This is a genomic window from Mycobacterium sp. 1274761.0, assembly GCF_001668615.1.
In the GTDB taxonomy this organism is placed as follows: Bacteria; Actinomycetota; Actinomycetes; order Mycobacteriales; family Mycobacteriaceae; genus Mycobacterium.
Map to the genome: position 1 here is coordinate 129,335 of NZ_LZMC01000056.1, position 21,414 is coordinate 150,748.

1 pseudogene is annotated in these 21,414 nt (G+C 64.6%); it reads right to left on the reverse strand.

What is annotated here, in order from left to right:
- Positions 1-3: 3 nt before the first annotated feature.
- Positions 4-21,414 (reverse strand): annotated as a pseudogene (locus tag A5651_RS10580) (non-ribosomal peptide synthase/polyketide synthase); the annotation flags it as partial.

A 21,414-nucleotide genomic window follows, 5' to 3' on the forward strand; every position in this document is an offset into this window, starting at 1 on the left:
CTTTTCCAAAAGATCGTGCGCGGTCCTATCAATCACGTCCACTGATGAGAGATGCCGTTCGGGGTCGCTGGTCATCTTCACGAAGATCCGCTGCAACTGCTCGACGAGCGCCTCGATACCGGCCATGGAGAAAATATCGGTGCGGAACTGTACGTGAAGGGCCACTTCATCGCCGGGCATCGCTTGTACGGCCAGTGGGTAATGGTAGTAGTCACGAGCGGTGAAATCAGCGATGGCCAAGTCGTGACCGCGAGACAGAGCCGTACTGTCCACCGGGTAATTCTCGAACACGAAAACGGTGTCGAACAGTCGGTCGTGACCTGCGAGCCGGTGGATCTCGGGCAGCCCCAGGTGCTGATGGTCGACGACGTCGTTGTGCGCCTTTTGCAGCTGATTCAGCAAACTGGAGGTGGTGGTGTCGGAGGTGAGGGTCGCGCGCACTGGGACCGTGTTGATCAAGAGTCCCAGCATCGACTCTGCTCTCGGAACCTCCGTCGTACGCCCGGAATCCACGGCGCCCAAAACGACATCATCATTGCCAGTGAGGGTGCTCAACAGCAGGGCCCATGCAGCCTGGAGAACAGTGCTGAGCGTGGTGTGGTGCGAGCGGGCCAGCTCGCCGAGCGCGTATGTGACGTCTTCCGACACTTTGTAGGCCGCCACCGCGCGGGGCCCCAGTCCCAACCGATCCGGCGGCGCTACCAGAGTGGGTGTGTCGAACCCGGCCAACATCTCGGTCCAGGCCGCACGGGCATCGTGCAGGTCACGCTCGGCCAGCCAGGTGACGAACCTGCGATAGGGCGCGGGCTCTGGCAGTCGATACCCCTGATAACTAGCGATGATTTCCTGCAGCAGGATCGGCATCGACCAGCCGTCGAGCACTATGTGGTGGTAGGTCAGCACCAACCGGTGCCGCTCTGGGGTGATGCGGGTCAATGCCACCCGGAAGGGCGGCTCATTTTCCAGGTCGCACACAGCGGCGCGCTCGTCAGCGCATAGACGCGGTAACTGCGCATCAACCTCGGCTCCGCTCAGGTCGACGTAACGCCACGGCACCGCCGGATCGGCCGGGATGAGCTGAACCGGCTCATGGAATTGAGCGTTGAAGCGGGCAACCACGTTGGGATGCCGTGAGACGACGGCGTGCACCGCATCACGCAGCCGTAGCGGCTCGAGCGGGCCCGTGATGGTGATATCGAATTGCACCGCGTACACGTCGTCACCGTCGCCCTGCGCGGCGCTGGCATGGAACAGAAGGCCCTGCTGTAGCGGAGTCAACGGCAGGACATCGGCCACCGAGTAGCGCTGGCACAGGTCGTCGAGTTCTGGCTGGCTCAGCCGAGCAGGAGCGATGTCCGACGGGGTGAGTCCACCGCCCCCTGCGCGCACATGCGCACAGATTCCCGCCAGCGCCTCGAACCACAACTGGCTGAGCCTGCCCACCTGCGTGGCATCGAGCGACGACGGCGCCCACGTCCAGTCGGCGTGCAGCTGCGGACCGAAGTCGGTGTCGGCGGTGGCGGCGTTTAGCTCCACGGTGTGCGCCAACGGCAGCGGCAACGTCGCGACCCCGCCGATGAACGCCATACCCTCCGAGCTGATCCGCCAGGCATCGCCGGGAGTTTCGCCACCCGCCGCCCCTAGGCGTCCCAAGTAGTTGAAACCGATCGTCGGATCCTCGCCGCCCAGCTCAACATCGGAATTCAGATAGCGCAGCAATCCGTAGGTCGCACCGTCCGGCAAGGCGCGCAGCTGTTCTTTGGCGTCCTTGACCCACGTGCCCAGCATCGATCCGCCGGCGCTGACCTGACCCCAGTCCAAGCCGGCCACTTCCAGCGCGACCGGATAAAGGGCGGTGAACCAGCCCACGGTGCGCGACAGATCCACATCCGCGGAAACCTCCTCCGCGCGTCCGTGACCCTCCACATCGATGGTGATCGGCACACCACTGGCACCCGAGAACTCAGCGGCCGCCAACCCGAACGCGATCAACAGAATGTCGTTGATGCCGGCGTGGAACGCGGCGGGCACCTCTCCCAACAACATCCGCGTGGTGTCGACATCAAGCGACACCGACAAGCGACCGGCTGTGGCGTAGGTATCCAGCGCCGGCTGCACCGGGGGCAGCACCGCCTGGTGCGCAGTCGCCCGTCGCCACGCCTCGGCTTGAGCCACGACTTCGGGGCTGTGGGCATGATCGGCCAGCAGTGTCGACCATCGCGCAAAAGACGTTCCGCCCGGAGGCAGCACGATGGGCTGCCGATTCCGGTGTTGCGCCCAGGCGATGTTCATGTCTTCCAACAGGATTCGCCACGAAACGCCATCGACGGCCAAGTGGTGGACGACAAGCGCCAGCTGTCCGGTCGCATCCGCCCACACCGCTGCGACCATGACCCCCGCGGCGGGATTCACGCGCGACCGCGCCTCGACCAACGCCGCGTCGGACAACACGTCCACGGTTCGCAAGTAATCTTGCGCATCCGCCGCCGCGGGTTCAGGGACGGAAAGAACCCAGGCTCCGTTGTCGCCACTGTCCACGCGAAGGCGCAACATCGCATGCCGGTCCACGAGCGCCTGCAACAGCGCCGCCACATCGGACCGGGTGGTGCCGACGGGGGCCTGGAGCACCACCGCCTGGCTGAACTCCTCGACCGGACCCTCCATGCCTTCCAACCACCGCATGATGGGAGTGGCCACCACCGGCCCGACACCGTGATCGACGACGTCAGGCGGAGCGTCGGTCACCTCGACCACCCGCGCCAACCGAGCCACAGTCTGCTCGGCGAAGACGTCACGCGGCCGGCACAACAGACCCGCAGCGCGCGCCCGGGCCACCACCTGCATCGACAAGATGCTGTCGCCGCCGAGCTCGAAGAACGATTCGTCGACCCCGACCCGCTCCAGCCCGAGCACCTCCGCGAATATCCCGGCCAAGATCTCCTCGGCCGCACCGGTCGGGGCGCGGTAGCTATCAACGTCGGTGTAGTCGGGCGCCGGCAACGCGCGGGTGTCGAGCTTGCCGTTGACAGTGAGCGGGAACGCATCGAGCACGACGACGGCGGTCGGGACCATGTAGCCCGGCAGCCGATGATGCAGCGTCGCACGGATCTCGGCCGGATTCACGGCCCCGGTTGTCGACTCGGTGACGTACCCGACAAGGCGTTTGTTGCCAGGGCGGTCCTCACGGGCGATCACTGCCGCCTGCTGGACACCGTCACATCCCGCCAACGCAGCTTGGATTTCACCGAGCTCGATGCGATATCCCCGGATCTTGACCTGTTCATCAGCCCGCCCCAGATAGCGCAGTTGACCGTCGAGACCCCACGACACCAAATCTCCGGTGCGGTACATGCGAGATCCGGATACGCCAGCACCGGCGAACGGGCACGCCACAAACCGCGATGCGGTCAACGACCCCCGCCGCCAGTAGCCGATCCCCACCCCGGCGCCGGCGACATACAACTCGCCGACCACCCCGGGAGGCACCGGGCGCAACCATCTATCCAAAACGAACAGCGCTGCCCCCGGCACCGGTGCACCGATTGGTGGTGCACCCGACCCTGGCTGTAGCGGAGCACTCAGCATCACGACCATCGTCGTCTCGGTCGGGCCGAAGGCGTTGAGCATCACCCGGCCCGGCGCCCACCGATCGACCAGCTCGGGCGGGCAAGCCTCCCCGGCGACTACCAACGCGAGGTCAGCTAACCCCTCCGGGGACAGCACCCCCGCCGCGGACGGGGTCTCCGTCAGCACCTTGACCTGCTCGGCCACCAGCAAGTTGTGCAATTCCTCCGACGAGCGTGTCACCGCGTCGGGCACGACCACTACCCGACCCCCATGCAGTAGCGGACCCCAGGTCTCCCATACCGACGAGTCGAAGCCATAGGAATGACACTGCGTCCAGACCCCGGTGACAGGTAGATACGCGCCGAGTCTCTCGAGCAGCTGAAGGACGTTGTGGTGAGTGGTGGCCACTCCCTTGGGCACTCCGGTGGTGCCTGAGGTGTAGATCAGGTAGGCGATGTCGAGTGGCGCCGGCGACGGCAGCGGGGTGTCGGGTTGGGCACCGGCAGCGGGATCTTCGATATCGAGGACCAATACCTCTGTGTCGGCCATCCGCGAGCGTAGCCGCGCGTTGGTGAGGACGGCGATCGGCGCGGCGTCCTCGAGCACGAAGTCGATTCGCGCGTCCGGATGCGCCGGGTCGATCGGCACATACGCCGCCCCTGTCTTCATCACGGCCAACATCGCCACGACAGCCTCGGCTGAGCGGTCTGCCAGCAACGCCACACGCTGCCCTGGGCCCACTCCATATCCAACCAGTAAGTGCGCCAAGCGATTTGAGGCGTCGTCGAGTTCGCGGTAAGTCACCGAGCGGCCGTTGGTGCGAATGGCAACTGCTGCGGGGGTGCGAAGGGCTTGTGCAGCGAACCGTTCGGGTATGGACACCGCCGGCGGTAGGGGGGCGGTCAACGCCGCCTGGTTACCCCACGCCTTCAACTGGGCATGCTCGTCGACGTCGACCACGTCGATCGACGACAGTCGCCGTGAGGGGTCACCGGCGAGCGCTACGACCACCCGCCGCAGCCGCTCAAGCATGGCCTCGATGCTGGAGTTGTCGAAGGCATCAGTTCGGTACTCGACCACCCCACCGATTCCGGCGGGCTGTCCGGCTTCGTCCCAACGCTCGCCCAACGAGAACGTCAGATCCATCCGAGCGGATTGGGTCTCGGCCGATATCGGCGTGATTTCCACGTCACCCAAAGTCAGCGTGCTCGCGGCATTGTTTTGCCAGGCCAGCGATACCTGGACCAGCGGATGGTGGTTCAGGCTACGGGTGGGGTTGAGTCGCTCCACCAACAACTCGAACGGCACATCCTGATGCTCGAACGCCGCCAGGCTGCGCCGACGAACCTGGGCCAGCACCTCAGCGATTGTCGGATCGCCCGTAAGGTCGACCCGCAACACCAATGTGTTGACGAAGAAACCGACCAGCTCGTCGAGCGCCGGGTCGCGGCGGCCGGCGATCGGGAATCCAACCGCCACATCGGAACTGCCGCTGAGCTTTGCCAGCAGCACGGCCAGCGCAGCCTGCATCACCATGAAACTGGTCGCGTTGTGTTCACCGGCGACCCGAGCAGTCTGAAGCTGCATCTCGACGGGCCAGTCCACCGGCACTTCCGCGCCGCGGTAGTCGGCCTCCGGTGGATAAGGTCGATCGGTGGGCAACTGCAACCGCTCCGGTAGCCCGTCCAGGGCGTGTTCCCAGTAGGCCAATTGCGCGGTGATTCTGCTGTCGTCATCGGCCGGATCACCCAGCTGCGCGCGCTGCCACAGCGTGTAATCGACATACTGCACCGGTAGCGGCGCCCAATCCGGTGCTCGCCCTGCGCATCGACTGGCGTATGCCGTGCCGAGATCTCGCACCAGGGGAGCGATGGACCAACCATCGGCGGCGATATGGTGCAGGACCGCTACCAGCACATGTTCTTGTCCGTCGATCCGGAAAAGCCCCGCTCGCAACGGAATCTCGACTGCCAAGTCAAACGGGGCGCGAACGACCGAGCCGATTTCGTCATGAATACGCGCCGCCGTCCAGGCGCTGGCATCAATGAACTGCCAACCGATGTCGGCCCGCTCAACAGGCACCACCACCTGTTCCGGGATGCCTTCCGGCGCCGAGAAGAGGGTGCGGAGACTCTCATGGCGATCCACCACGTCGAGCAGCGAGGCCCTCAATGCTTCGATGTCCAGGTCACCGTTGAGCCGAAGAGCGACCGCCAAGTTGTAGATCGGTGACGGCCCCTGTAGCTGGTCGATGAGCCACAACCGGTTCTGGGCGAAGGACAACGGCACGACCGCGGGGCGCTCGACGGGGACCAGTGGCTCCAATAGGTCTTCACCGGCGCCCACGCGCAGCGCCAGCCCGGCCACGGTCGGCGCCTCGAAGATGTCGCGCACTGCCAGGCCGGCATCCAGGCCGGTGTTGATCGCGGCCACGACCCGCATCGCCGACAGCGAATCCCCACCCAAGTCGAAGAAGGATTCGTCGACTCCCACGCGCTGCACACCGAGCACGCGGGCGTAGATGCCCACCAGAATCTCCTCGACCGCATTCGAAGCGGCGCGGTAGCGATCGGTATCGGTGTAGTCCGGAGCCGGCAGCGCTCGGGTATCGAGTTTGCCGTTGACCGTCAGTGGCAGTTCATCGACCTTCATCACGGCCGCAGGAACCATGTAATTCGGCAACCGCTCAGCAAGGCTGGAGCGCAGCGCGTGCGGGTCGGCTGTCCCGGTGACATAGCCGACAAGGCGTTTGTCCCCGGGGCGGTCCTCGCGGGCGATCACCGCCGCTTGCTTCACGCCGTCCAAGCCGACAAGGGCCGCCTGAATGTCGCCGAGTTCGATGCGATATCCGCGGATCTTGACCTGATCGTCAGCGCGACCGAGGTACTGCAGTTGCCCGTCGGAACCCCACCGCACCAAATCTCCGGTGCGATACATACTGGCCCCGCTCCCGGCGAACGGGCATGCCACGAACCGCGACGCAGTCAACGCACCGCGGCCCAGATATCCGCACGCCACACCGCTTCCAGCCACATACAACTCACCGACCACTCCCGGTGCGACCGGATGCAACCAAGCGTCGAGCACGAAGAACGCAGCGCCGGGCACCGGCGAACCGATCGGCACCACACCTGAGCCCGCGGTCAACGGTGCACTGAACGACGTGTACCACGTCTCGGTCGGGCCGTAGCCGTTGATCATCGTGCGGCCGGGTGCCCAGCGATCCACCACCTCGACCGGGCACGCTTCGCCCGCTACCACCAACGCCACCGAATCCAAGCCCTCCGTCGACAGCGCTGCGACCGCAGAAGGAGTTTGGTTCAAAACGGTGACGTGTTCTTCAATGAGCAAGGCCCGGAAGCTATCTGGGGAACCCGCCACTGCTTCGGGCACCACCACCAGGCGCCCGCCGTGCAGCAGAGCTCCGAAGATCTCCCACACCGACACATCGAACGCCAACGAATGCCACTGCGACCACACCTGGCCGTCCAGCTTCAAACCAACGTCCAAGGAGTCCAATAGGTTTGTCACGCTGCGATGAGTGACCGCGACGCCCTTGGGTAGCCCAGTGGTTCCAGAGGTGTAGATGATGTAGGCGAGGTCGTCTCCCGCAGGCGCCGGAAGGTTCGTGCTCGGCTGGGTGTCGATGCGGGGGTCCTCGATCTCGACGACCGGGATATCGCCCACCTCTAACCGAGACCTCAATTCCCCGTTGGTAATTGCCGCAACCGGCGCCGCGTCGGCGAGGATCACAGCGATTCGCGAGTCAGGGTGTGCTGGGTCTACCGGCACATAGGCCGCGCCGGTCTTGAGCACCGACAGCAGCGCAACGATCGCGTCGATCGAACGCGACATCACCAAGGCCACGCGTTCGCCCGGTTTCGCACCGAGGTCAGCCAGCAGATGCGCCAACCGGTTCGCGGCATCATTGAGTTCCTGATACGTCAACGAGCGGCCCTCGAAGGTCACCGCCAACGCTTCCGGAGAACGCGACACCTGTGCATCGAACAGAACCGGGATAGAAGCCGGATCAGCCGCCGCCGTTGTCAACGCTGGCCAGTGACCGAGCGCTTGCAAACGTGAGTGTTCGACCTCATCGAGCACATCGACCGAAGACAACCGACGATCCGGGTCGCCGGTGATCGCCATCAACACGCGCTCGAATCGCTGAACCAGTGCTTCGATGCTGGCCGCATCGAAGATATCGGTGCGGAATTCCACTGCCCCAGTGATCCCCGCGGGTTCGCCGTCCGTGCTCCAGCGCTCCGCCAGCGAGAACGTCAAATCCATTCGGGCAGTGTGTGTTTCCGCTGGCAACTGGGTGACTTGAACGTCGCCTAAAGCGAGTTCAGCGCCGGCGTTGTTCTGCCCGGCGAAGTTCTGCCATGCGAGCAACACCTGTACCAACGGCTGATGAGCCTGCGATCGGGTCGGGTTGAGCCGGTCTACCAGCACCTCAAACGGCACATCTTGATGCTCGAAGGCGGCCAGGCTCCGCTGTCGCACCTGTGTCAGCAGGTCCGCAATGGTGGGATCGCCGGTTAGACCGACGCGCAGAACCAAGGTGTTGACGAAGAATCCCACCAGCTCATCCAGGGCTGGGTCACGCCGGCCGGCGATCGGAAATCCCACGGCGACATCGCGACTCGCACTGAGCTTCGCCAGCAGCACCGCCAGTGCGGCCTGCACCACCATGAAGCTGGTGGCGTTGTGCTGGCGCGCTACTTGATTCACCCGCTGCTGAACCTCAGCCGGCCAATCGACGACCACGGTCGCCCCCCGGTAGTCGGCCACCGGCGGATACGGTCGATCGGTCGGAAGCTCAAGGCGCTCCGGAATTCCTGATAGGGCACGTTCCCAATAGGCCAACTGGTTTGCGATCGGGCTGTCGGTGTCTTCGAGATCGCCAAACTGCGCACGCTGCCACAACGTGAAGTCGACATACTGCACCGGAAGGTCTGCCCAGGCGGGTGCGGTCCCCGCGAGCCGTGCTGCATACGCAGCGCCAAGATCGTTCACCAACGGTGTGATCGACCACCCGTCGGCGGCGATGTGGTGCACGACGCCTACGAACACATGCTCGTCATCGCCTACTCGCAGAATTGTTGCGTGGAAGGGGATGTCTGTCGCCAGATCGAAAGTGTGCCGGGCCGCCTCCTCCACGGCTTCCCGCACCCGGCTTTCCGACCACCCCACTGCGTCAACAGCTTCACAGTCGACGGTCGCCTGCTCGGACGGCACAACAACCTGCTGCGGCACCCCATCCACCGCCGGGAACACCGTGCGCAGCGACTCATGCCGAGCCACCACATCACCCAGCGCCGCCCGCAATGCCTTGACATCCAGTGGTCCACTGAACCGCAGCGCGACCACCATGTTGTAGACCGGTGAGTGACCCTGCAGCTGATCGATGAACCACAACCGGTTCTGGGCAAAGGACAGCGGAACTGGCGTCGGGCGCTCGACCGGCAATACCGGTTCCAGGCCAGCGGAGTCTGCGACGACACGCGACGACAACTGCGCAACCGTAGGCGCTTCGAACAAGTCACGCACGGTCAAACCGGCGTCCAAAGTCTTGTTGACAGCGGCTATTACCCGCATCGCGGACAGCGAATCACCGCCCAATTCGAAAAACGAGTCATCGACGCCGACACGCTCCGACCCGAGTACTCGGGCATAGATGGCGGCCATGATCTCCTCGGTCAGGCCGGTCGGGGCGCGGTAGTCGTCGGTAACCGTATATTCGGGCGCCGGCAGGGCTTTCTTGTCGATCTTTCCGTTAACCGTCAGAGGCAGCTCGTCGAGTACCACAACCGCTGCCGGAACCATGTAGGCCGGCAACCGCTCCGTCAGCGCACCCTGAACCGCAGCGGGAACCGCTGGGCCCGTCACATATCCGACCAGTCGCTTGTCGCCTGGCTGGTCTTCGCGCGGGACCACGACCGCCTGCTCCACGCCGTCGCAACCGGCCAACGCTACCTGTACCTCACCGAGCTCGATGCGATAGCCGCGAATCTTGACCTGCTCGTCGGCGCGCCCCAGGTACTGGAGTTGCCCGTCAATGCCCCATCGCACCAGGTCTCCAGTGCGGTACATCCGCATTCCCGGGTCACCGAACGGGCACGCGACGAACCGCGAACTAGTCAACGACGACCGACCCACATACCCGTAGGCCAGCCCTGCACCGGCCACATACAGTTCTCCGACCACACCGGTCGGCGTTGTTCGCAATGACCCATCCAGCACGAAGAAGGCCAAATGAGCTAATGGCTCACCGATCGGACTGACGGGGCTGTCGAGATCGGTCGCGACGATCTCCCGGAACGACGCATGCACCGTCGTCTCGGTGATGCCGTACATGTTGATCAACCGCGGCGAGTCCGGGTGTTCATCCAGCCAAGCGCGAAGACGTTGGGGCTCAAGCGCTTCGCCGCCGAACACGACGGCCTGGAGCTTGAGCTGCGGAGCCCGCGACGAAAGCCCATCAGCGGTTTGTAGCGCATAAAAGGCGGAGGGGGTCTGGCTCAACACACTGACCTGCTCAGCAACCAGCAGCGCATGGAGGTCTTGGGGTGAACGGACGACGGCATCGGGCACCACGACGAGCCGTCCCCCGCCCAGTAGTGCACCAAAGATTTCCCACACCGAAAAGTCGAACGCCAAGGAATGGCACTGAGACCAAACCTTTCCTGCTAGTTCGATCTCAGCGTCGAGGACCTCCAGCAGCCGGGTCACGTTGCGGTGCGGGATCGCCACGCCCTTCGGCAAACCGGTAGTGCCGGAGGTGTAGATGAGGTAGGCGATGTCCTCTGGCGCAGGCGCCGGCAGGCTGGTAGCCGCGTACGCGGCGATTCGAGGGTCTTCGATATCGACAACGAACAGGCCAAACCCGTCCAGGCGGTCGCTTAACACCCCGCTGGTTATCGCCGCAATCGGCGCGGCGTCTTCGACCATGAACCGGATCCGCGAGGCTGGTAGGCCTGGGTCGATGGCCAGATACGCAGCGCCCGCCTTCAGCACCGCCAAGATCGCCACGATCGCCTCTGCCGATCGCGGCAGCAACAACACCACACTCTTTCCCGGAGCTGCCCCCTGATTGGCCAACAGGTGCGCCAACCGATTAGCCGCCTCGTCGAGTTGCCGGTAGGTCATCGACTGGTTTCCACAGGTGATCGCAATTGCTTCAGGCGCCCGCGCCGCCTGCGCCTCGAACCACACCGGAACCGAAACCGAGGCGGTCGCCGGCGCGGTCAACGCTGCCCGGTTACCGACCTCATCGAGCCAGCCGCGCTCAGCCCCGTCCAGAACATCGATCGACGACAGCTGCCGGGTCGAGTCGGTGGTCATGGCCACCACCACTCGTTGCAACCGTTCCGTCAGCGTCTTGATACTGGCTGCATCGAAGACATCGGTGCGAAACTCCACCACCCCTGAGATTCCGGCGGGCTCCCCAGCTTCGCTCCACCGTTCAGCGAGCGAAAAGGTCAAGTCCACCCGAGCGGTGTTGGTGTCGGCCGCCAGCGGCGTTACGTCAAGATCGCCCAGATTGAGGTCGGCGGCAGAATCATCGTTCTGCCAGGCCAACATCACCTGGACCAGCGGGTGATGGGTGAGGGAACGGCGCGGCTTGAGCCGCTCCACCAGTACCTCAAACGGCACATCCTGATGTTCGTAAGCCGCCAGGCTACGCCCCCGCACCTGACTGAGCAGCTCCGCCACCGTGGGATCACCGGCGAGGTCCACGCGCAAGACCAAGTTGTTTACGAAGAAACCGACCAGGCCGTCAAGTGCCGGGTCGCGACGCCCAGCAATCGGAAAGCCAACGGCCACATCAGAACTCGCGCTGAGCTTGGACAGCAACACAGCTAACGCCGCCTGCATCACCATGAAGCTGGTCACATTGTGCTTGTGAGCCACCGAAGCGATCTGGTGCTGCAGATGTGCTGGCCAGTCGACCGCCACGCGGGCGCCGCGGTAATCGGCCACGGGCGGATAGGGGCGATCCGTCGGCAGCTCGAGCCGCTCCGGCATCCCCGCCAAGGCATCCATCCAGTAAGCAAGCTGCGCGGCGATACGGCTGCGGCTGTCGTTGATATCGCCGAGTTGTGCACGCTGCCACAACGTGTAATCGATGTACTGAACCGGCAAAGGGTTCCAGCTAGGTGCCCGACCATCGCATCGGCTGGCGTACGCCACCGACAGATCCCTTACCAAAGGCGCGATCGACAGACCATCGGCGGCGATGTGATGTACCACCGATACCAGCACGTACTCGTCGTCGGTGATATGAAAAAGCTTTGCCCGCAACGGGATCTCAGTGACCAAGTCAAACGGTTCCCGCACTACGGCGCCGATGGCCTCGTCCAACCGCGTCGCGGAATAACCGGCCGCATCGATGACGACCCACCCGAACTCTGCTTGGTGAGCTGGAACCACGAACTGTTGGGGTATCCCATCCACCGCGGGGAACAGCGTACGCAGACTTTCATGGCGGCTCACCACATCAGCTACTGCCGCCCGCAGCGCCTCGACATCGAGACGCCCGCGCAACCGTAGCCCGACCGCCAAGTTGTACACCGGTGACGGCCCCTGCAGCTGATCCAGGAACCACAACCGATTCTGGGCGAACGACAATGGCACCGCTGCGGGCCTATCGCCGGCAACAAGAGGTGCAATGCCGTGCCCGTCGACACCGACACGGAGCGCTAATTCGGCGGCCGTCGGCGCCTGGAACAGGTCGCGCACGGTGAGATTTGCGTCCAAAGCTCTGTTGGCGCCGGCGATCAGGCGCATCGCCGACAACGAATCACCGCCCATGTCGAAGAACGAATCGTCGACCCCGACGCGCTCGACTCCCAAAACCTGGGCGTAGATGCCGACCAATAGTTCTTCGGTGAGGTTGGTCGGGGCGCGGTAACGACCGGTGCCGGCGTACTCAGGTGCAGGCAAAGCGCGCGTGTCGAGTTTTCCGTTGACCGTCAGCGGCAGCGCGTCGAGCACCACAATCGCCGTCGGAACCATGTAGGCCGGCAACCGCTCGGCCAGCGCGTTGCGAACCGCACTCGACTCCACTGCGCCGCTTGCGGTTTCAGTCACGTAACCCACGAGGCGCGTGTCACCGGGGCGATCCTTGCGTGCGATCACCGCCGCCTGCTCGACGCCGTCGCATCCGGCCAACGCAGTCTGCACTTCGCCGAGCTCGATGCGGTACCCACGAACCTTGACCTGATCGTCCGCACGGCCGAGATAAACCAGCTGCCCGTCCGCGCGCCACACCACCAGGTCCCCGGTGCGGTACATCCGTGCCCCCGGCGCTCCGAACGGAGACGCGACAAACCGCGTCGCCGTCAACCCCGTCCGTCGCACGTAACCGGTCGCCAATCCGGCACCAGCCACATACAGCTCGCCGATCGCGCCCTCGGGCACCGGGCGCAACCAGTTGTCCAGTACAAACAGAGCAGCACCCGCAACGGGAGACCCGATCGGCACGCCGTCCGACTCCGCTGAGAGGGGAGCGCTGATCGCCACACACATGGTGGTCTCAGTGGGGCCGTAGGCGTTGACCATCAGCCGTCCAGGAGCCCACCGCTGCACGACCTCGGGCGGGCACGCCTCACCGACGACTACTAATGCCATCGAGTCCAAGGCCTCGGGTGAGAGGACATTGACCGCGGACGGAGTTTCGGTGAGCACGCTGACGTGTTCAGCGACCAGCACGTTTTGGTAGTTCTCAGCCGAGCGAGTCACCTCTTCGGGCACCACCACCAACCGGCCGCCGCGGAGCAGTGCATTGAAGATTTCCCACACGGAGACGTCGAAGGCCAGGGAATGGGATTGGGGCCATACTGCGGACGCCGGCAGCCCAACGTCCAACGGCTCCAGCAGTTGGGTGACGTTCTGGTGCGTGACCGCAACGCCTTTCGGGAGCCCAGTGGTGCCAGACGTGTAGATCACGTAGGCGACGTCGTCTGGGACCGGGACCGCCGCGACCGGTGCGGTGCTCGGCTGGTCGCCGACGGCGGGATCGTCGACGTCGACAATCACCAATCCATGGCCCTCTAGCCGGCTGGCCAGATCAGCAGTGGTGACAGCGGCGATCGGCGTGGCGTCGGCGGCAATGAATTCGATGCGAGCCGCAGGCAGACTTGGATCCATCGGCAGATAGGCCGCACCGGTTTTGAGCACCGCCATGATCGCCACGATTGCCTCGGCCGACCGGCCGAACATCAACGCTACGCACTGGCCCGGGCCTGCTCCATTGCCGACGAGCAGGTGCGCCAGTTTATTGGCCGCTCTGTCGAGTTCGGCGTAACTCCAGGATTGTTCGCCGCAGACCAGCGCCACCGCGTCCGGCGCTTCCGCCACTCGCGCGGTGAACAAGTCGAGGATCGACACCCGGCGGGTAGGAGATTGCGTCAGAGTTGCCCGATTGCCGATCTCGGCGAGGCGGGCGTGCTCACCGGAGTCGAGCAAATCCACCGACGAGAGCCGCCGCGTTGGCTTTTCGGCCATCGCCACCACGAGCCGCTCCAGCCGGTTGACGAACACCTCGATGGCTTGGGCATCGAAGACGCCGGCGTCGAATTCGATGCGTAACACGAGTTCGTCACCCGGTATGGCTTGCACCGACAACGGATAGTGGTTGTACTCGCGGCTGGCGACCCCAGCGACCGTCAGTCCATCGTCACCAGCCAGGGCCTCGGCGTCCACAGGATAGTTCTCGTAGACGAACATGGCGTCGAATAACTGATCGTGGCCGACGAGGCGGTGTATCTCACTGAGTGCAAGGTGCTGGTGCTCAAGTGTGTGGTTGTAGGCGCCCTGCAGTTGACTGAGTAAGTCTGCGGTGGTCGTTTGGGGCGTGATCTTCGCCCGCACCGGAACCGTGTTGATCAACAAGCCGACCATCGATTCCGCACCGACCAACTCAGGGGGCCGCCCGGATACCGCAGTTCCGAAGGCGACGTCGTCCTGGCCGCTCAGTAAACTCACCAGCAGCGCGAAGGCACCCTGAAGGACGGTGCTGACGGTGGTCTGATGAGACCGCGCCAGGTCACTCACGGCTCGGGTCGGTTGCACCGGCAGCCGGAACACTGCAACGTCTCGCACGCCGTGCCCTGATTGATCCGGCGGACCCACCATGGTCGGAGTTTCAAAGCCATCCAACACGTTGCGCCAAGCCGCGCGAGCGGCATCAAGATCCCTGTCGGCCAACCACGTCACGAATTTGCGGTATGACGCGGGCGCCGGCAACCGCAGCCCGTAGTAGCCGCCGAAGATCTCTTTCAGCAGGATTGGCAGCGACCAGCCGTCGATCACGATGTGGTGGAACGTCAGCACGAAGCGGTGCCGGTCTTCTGCGGTGCGAATCAGAGTCGCTCGGAACCCCGGCTGGTTGACGAGATCGCAAACCGCTGTGCGCTCGGCAGCGCATAACGTTTGTAGTTGCGTCTCGAAGTCCAGGTCGCCGGGCTTCAATTCGGTGTAGGACCAGGGCACCTCGGGATTGGCCGGAATGATCTGCACCGGCTCGTCAAACCTGGTGCAGAAACTGGCCGCAAGGTTCGGATGCCGGTCGGCCACTAATTCGACCGCCTCGCGGAGCCGCTGCGCATCAAGCGGCCCGTCTACGCCGATGTCCAGTTGCACCGCATAGACGTCTTCGCTGGCCTGCACCGTATTGGTGTGGAACAGCAGTCCGTGTTGCAGCGGGGTCAACGGCAGGATGTCCGCGATCTCTTCATGCGGGCCCAGTTCGTCGAGCTGCTGTTGCGTCAACCGAGCCGGGGCGACATCGGACGGCGTCAAGCCTCCCCCACCGTTGCGGACAAGCGCGCAGATACCGGAGAGGGCCTCAAACCACAACTGACTGAGCCGGCTGACTTGCACCTCGTCCAGCGCCGAGGGCGCCCAGCTCCAGTTGGCTTGCAGCTGCGGACCTGTCTCCGCATCGAGCGTGGCCGCGTTGAGCTCGAGCGAATGCATCAACGGCATAGGGATGTTTGCCGCCGCGGCCGTGGCCGACAACGCATCCGGGCTCAATCGCCAGGCCTCGGTTGACGCCTCAGCGGCCGAAGCGCCAAGCCGGCCTAGATAGTTGAACCCGATGGCGGGATCAGGCTCGGTCAGCTCGACCTCGTCGTTCAGATAGCGCAGGAGGCCATAGGTCAACCCGTCGGGAAGCGCTCGCAGCTGCTCTTTGACGTCCTTGACGACTGTTCCCAGCGCTGCCTGACCGGCTTTCACGTGGTCCCAGTCCAGGCCGCCGACCGTCATCGCCACCGGGTATTTCGTGGTGAACCAGCCAACGGTGCGTGACAGGTCCACGTCGGCGGCCAGCTCCTCATACCGGCCGTGGCCTTCCACGTCGACACCGATGGGCTTGCCGCCGGTGGCCAGAAATTCGGACAGTGCCAGTCCGAAAGCGATCAGCAGAACGTCGTTGACGCCGGCATGGAATGCAGCCGGCACCTCGCCCAGCAGCATCCGAGTGGTCGGGACATCGAGCGACAACGACAGACGCCCAGCCGTCGCGAACGTATCGGCCGCGGGCTGCACCGCAGGTAACACGGCGGGGGCGGCCACTACCTGCCGCCACGCCTGCGCATGCTCGATCACGTGCGGTTGGTGCGCGTGCTCTGCCAGCAGCGTGGCCCATCGGCCGAACGAGGTTCCGCCAGCCGGCAACTCCACCGGACGGCCCTCGCGCTGCTGCGCCCAGGCAATGTTGATGTCTTCCAACAAGATTCGCCATGACACGCCGTCGACTGCCAGGTGGTGGACGACCAGTACCAATTCGGAGGTGGAGGGCGCCCACACCGCGGCGAGCATGGCCCCGGCTGCCGGGTTCAACCGTGTCAACGCCTCGGTCAACACCGCGTCGGACACTGCGTCGACGGAAATCAGGCATCCGGCCGCGTCGACCGTCCCTGCCGACGGCACGGTCAGTGACCAGCTGCCGTTGTCGTCTTCTTCGACGCGCAACCGCAGCATGGGATGCCGATCCAGCAACGCTTGCAACACCGCGGCTACGTCGGCGTCGGTCACCGCTGACGGCGCCTTCAGCAGCACCGCTTGGTTGAACTGGTCAACGGGGCCATCGACGCTTTCCAACCACCGGATGATGGGCGTCGCGGGAATCGGCCCGAAGCCCTCGTCGGGCGCTTCGGTGGCGCCGTCGGCAGCCGAGACTGCCCGGGCCAGCCGGGCCACCGTCTGCTCAACGAAGATGTCACGCGGGCGACAAGCCAAGCCGGCGGCACGCGCACGCGCCGCGACTTGCATGGACAAGATGCTGTCCCCACCCAGCTCGAAGAAGGACTCGTCGATTCCGACGCGCTCAACCCCGAGGATCTCGGCGAAGATCCCCGCCAGCAGCTCTTCAACCGCGTCAGTCGGTTCGCGGTAGCGCTCAATGCCCTGGTATTCCGGCGGAGGCAGGGCTCGTCTGTCGAGTTTGCCGTTGACGGTCAACGGCAGTGCTTCGAGCGTGACGACCGCCGTCGGCAGCATGTAACTTGGCAGCCGCGCAGCAAGGGCGTCGCGCAACTCGACCGTATCGGCAGTCCCGGTGACATAGCCGACGATGCGTTTGTCGCCCGGTCGGTCCTCGCGGACGACCACCGCCGCATTCTCGACGCCGTCCTGTTCTGCCAGGGCTGCTTGTATCTCGCCGAGCTCAATACGGTATCCGCGGATCTTCACCTGCTCATCGACGCGGCCGAAATATTGCAACTGCCCGTCAGGGCCCCACCGCACCAGATCCCCGGTGCGGTACATCCGCCCCCCGGCATCAGCGAAGGGGCACGCCACGAATCGCGACGCCGTCAGCCCCCCGCGGCGCACATAGCCAGCCGCCACACCGCGCCCGGCCACGTATAACTCGCCGACCACACCGGGCGCCGCGGGGCGCAGCCACCCGTCGAGTACGAATAACGCCGCCCCAGGCACCGGCGCGCCGATGGGCACCACTTCCGACCCCGCCTGCAGCGGCGCACTGATCGTGGCGTAGACGGTGGTTTCAGTCGGGCCGTACCCGTTGATCATCACTCGCCCGGGCGCCCACCTGTCCACGACTGCGACTGGACAGGCTTCGCCGGCGGCCATCAACGCCACGGAATCCAGGGCGTCCGGCGAAAGCGCCGCTACTGCAGACGGTGTCTGGCTCAGGACGGTGACGTGCTCGGCTATTACCAGCGCCTGAAGGTCTTCCGGTGAGCGAGCGACATCCTCGGGCACCACCACCAACCGGCCACCGTGTAGCAGCGCGCCCCATATTTCCCACACCGAGAAGTCGAAGACCAACGACGAAGTCTGCGTCCAGACCTGCTCCGCCGTCAGCTCGAACCCGACATCCATTCCATCGAACAACCGGGTGACGTTGGAATGGGTCACGGCCACGCCCTTCGGCATGCCGGTGGTACCCGAGGTGTAGATGATGTGGGCAAGGTCGTCGGCGGCCGGCTCAGGCAACGCCGTGCTCGGGTAGTTGCCGATTCGCGGATCATCGACATCGATGACCGGTACCGAAAGCTCGTTCAGTAGGGCGGCCGAGCCGGCTGTAGTCACGCCGGCGATCGGACCGGCATCCTCCACCATGAATCGGATCCGGGCGACCGGCACGGTCGGGTCGATCGGCAGATAGGCCGCTCCCGCTTTGAGTACGGCCAAGATAGCCACGATCGCTTCGGCCGACCGGTGGAAGAGCAGCGCCACGCACTGTCCCGCACGTGCGCCGTTGGCGGCAAGAAGATGCGCGAGCCGGTTCGACGCCTCGTCGAGCTCCTGATAGGTCATGGACCGATCGTTGAAGCTGAGGGCGACCGCTTCCGGAGCCCGCGCCACCTGCGCGGCGAACAACGCTGGAATCGCTGTTCGCGTTGCGGGTTCGGTCAAGACCGACGTGTTACCCATCTCGTTCAACCGAGCATGCTCGCCGGCATCGAGCAGATCGATCGACGACAGCCGGCGCGCCGGCTCGGCGGACATCGCCACCAAGACCCGCTCAAATCGCCCGATCAGAGCCTCGATGCTGGCGGCGTCGAAAACGTTCGTGTCGTATTCGGCGCGAAGGCTCAGTTCATTGCTCGGTACGGCTTGGAGGGTCAACGCGTAGTGGTTGTATTCGCGGGCACTGAAGTCGGTTATTGCCAGGTCCTGGTCACCTGCCAACGCGGCCGCGTCCATCGGGTAATTCTCGTAGACGAAAAGCGTGTCGAAGAGTTTGTCGAGACCGGTGAGGCGGTGTATCTCGGACAGCGCCAGGTGCTGATGTTCGAGCGTGTTGCTGTAGGCGGTTTGCAGCTGGTCGAGCAGATCCGCAGCGGTGGTTCCCCCTGTGATGCGCGCTCGCACCGGCACCGTGTTGATCAACAGGCCGACCATCGAATCCGCACCGACCACCTCTGTCGGTCTTCCGGAGACCGCGGTGCCGAAGGCGACATCCTGTTGGCCGGTCAGCGAACTCAGCAGCAACGCCCAGGCGCCCTGGAGCACGACGTTGACCGTCGTTTGGTTTGTGCGTGCCAATTCGCTGAGCGCCCGCGTAGCCTGCTCGGATAAGTGAAACGATGCAACAGCTCGGGCGCCTACTCCTTGCCTGTCAGGGGTAGCCACCAAGGTGGGAGTGTCGAAACCGGCCAACACCTCACGCCACGCTGCGTGGGCCGCATCGCGATCTCGACTGGCCAGCCAGTTGACAAACCTGCGATACGGGGTAGCCGGGGGAAGTCGACGTCCGGAATAGGTGGCGAATATTTCGCCCAGCAGAATCGGCATCGACCAACCGTCGAGAATGATGTGATGGTTGGTGAGCACGAAGCGGTACCGGTCAGTTGCGACACGAATCAACGCCACCCGGAATACCGGCTCGGCGGCCAGATCGCAGACTGCGGCTCGCTCGGCGGCGCAGAGTCGCTGGATCTGTTCCTCGTCGACATCGCTTCCGGCTAGATCGACGTAGCGCCAGGGCACCTCCGGATCGGCGGGAATGATCTGTACCGGCTGGCCGAATTGCTCGGAGAAGCGAGCTGCGACGTTCGGATGCCGGTTGACCACAGCCTGGACTGCGTCGCGCAGACGGTCTGCGTCGAGGACGCCGCTGACGGTGATATCGAACTGCACCGCATATACATCGCCGCCGGAGTCCGGCATAGCGCCAGCATGAAAAAGCAAGCCATGCTGCAGAGGGGTCAGCGGCAGGATGTCAGCGATTTGCATATTGCCGCTGGAGCTCCTCAATTTGCTCTTGGCTGAGACTGACGGCGATATCGGACGGCGTCAACCCGCCTCCACCATCCCTGACATGCTCGCAGATTCCCGTGAGCGCCTCAAACCACAGCTGGCTCAGCCGACGGACCTGTGCTTCATTGAGCGCCGAGGACGCCCACGTCCAAGTGGCGTGCAACTGCGGACCATCGTCGGTGTCGGCGGTGGCGGCGTTGAGCTCCACCGTGTGGATCAGTGGCATGGGTATCTCCGCGGCGGCGCCGGCCAACGACACGCCGCCGTCGCTGATTCGCCATACCTTGCTCGAAGTCTCAGTCGCCGAAGCGCCTAGCCGCCCAAGGTAATTGAACCCGAAGGGCGGATCGGGTTCAGCGAGCTGGACTTCGGAGTTCAGATAGCGCAGCAGGCCGTAGGTCAAACCATCCGGTAGGGCGCGCAGCTGCTCTTTGGCGTCTTTCACCAGCGCACCCAGCGCGGATCCGCCGGCACTGACCTGAGCCCAGTTCAGCCCGCCGACGGTCAACGCCACCGGGTATTTCGTGGTGAACCAGCCCACTGTGCGCGACAGATCCAATTCTTCGGCCAGCTCTTCAACGCGGCCGTGCCCCTCCACGTCGATGCTGATCGGTGTGCTGCCGGTACCCACGAACTCTGCTGCGGCCAGGGCGAATGCGATCAACAAGATGTCCTGCACTCCCGCATGGAACGCCGTCGGTACTTCTCCTAGCAGCATTCGGGTAGTTTCGACATCCAACTCAACCGCGAGTTTCCCCGCCATGGCGAACGTGTCGACACCGGGTTGCACCGCCGGCAGGGCGGCCGGGGTCGCTGCTACCTCTCGCCACGCGTCGATGTGGGCAACCACCTCGGGGTCGTGGGCATACTCGTTCAGCAAGGTCGCCCAGCGGGCGAAAGAAGTCCCACCCGCGGGCAACGCAATCGGCTGTCCGCTCTGATGCTGGGCCCAGGCGATGTTCAAATCCTCCAGCAGGATGCGCCACGACACGCCATCGACTGCGAGATGGTGAACGACCAACGCGAGTTGTCCGGTGCTGGTGACCCAGAGCGCACTGAGCATCGCGCCGGCCGTCGGGCTCAACCGTGACCGCGCCTTCACGAACGCCTCGTCGGACAACACGTCCACGGATTGCAGGCAGGCATCAGCGTCGACCGACCTGGGCTCGGGCACCTGCAACGCCCACCCCCCGGCGCCGTCGTCGTCCACCCGAAGGCGCAGCATGGCATGCCGATCCAGCAATGCCTGTAACAGCGCCACCACATCGGTCTCCGTGGCCCCGGCCGGAGCCTGTACCACGACCGTCTGGTTGAACTGATCGACCGGACCATCCACGCTTTCCAGCCACCTGATGATCGGTGTCGGCACCACCGGTCCGACACCTTCGTCGATCACTTCAGCTGAATCGTCGGCTAGCCCGGCCGCTTGGGCCAGTCGGGCCGCCGTCTGTTCGACGAACACATCGCGCGGGCGAATCAACACACCGTTTGCGCGGGCGCGCGCCACCACCTGCATCGACAGGATGCTGTCGCCGCCGAGTTCGAAGAAGGAGTCGTCGACTCCGACGCGGTTGAGTCCGAGGACTTGGGCGTAGATGCCGGTCA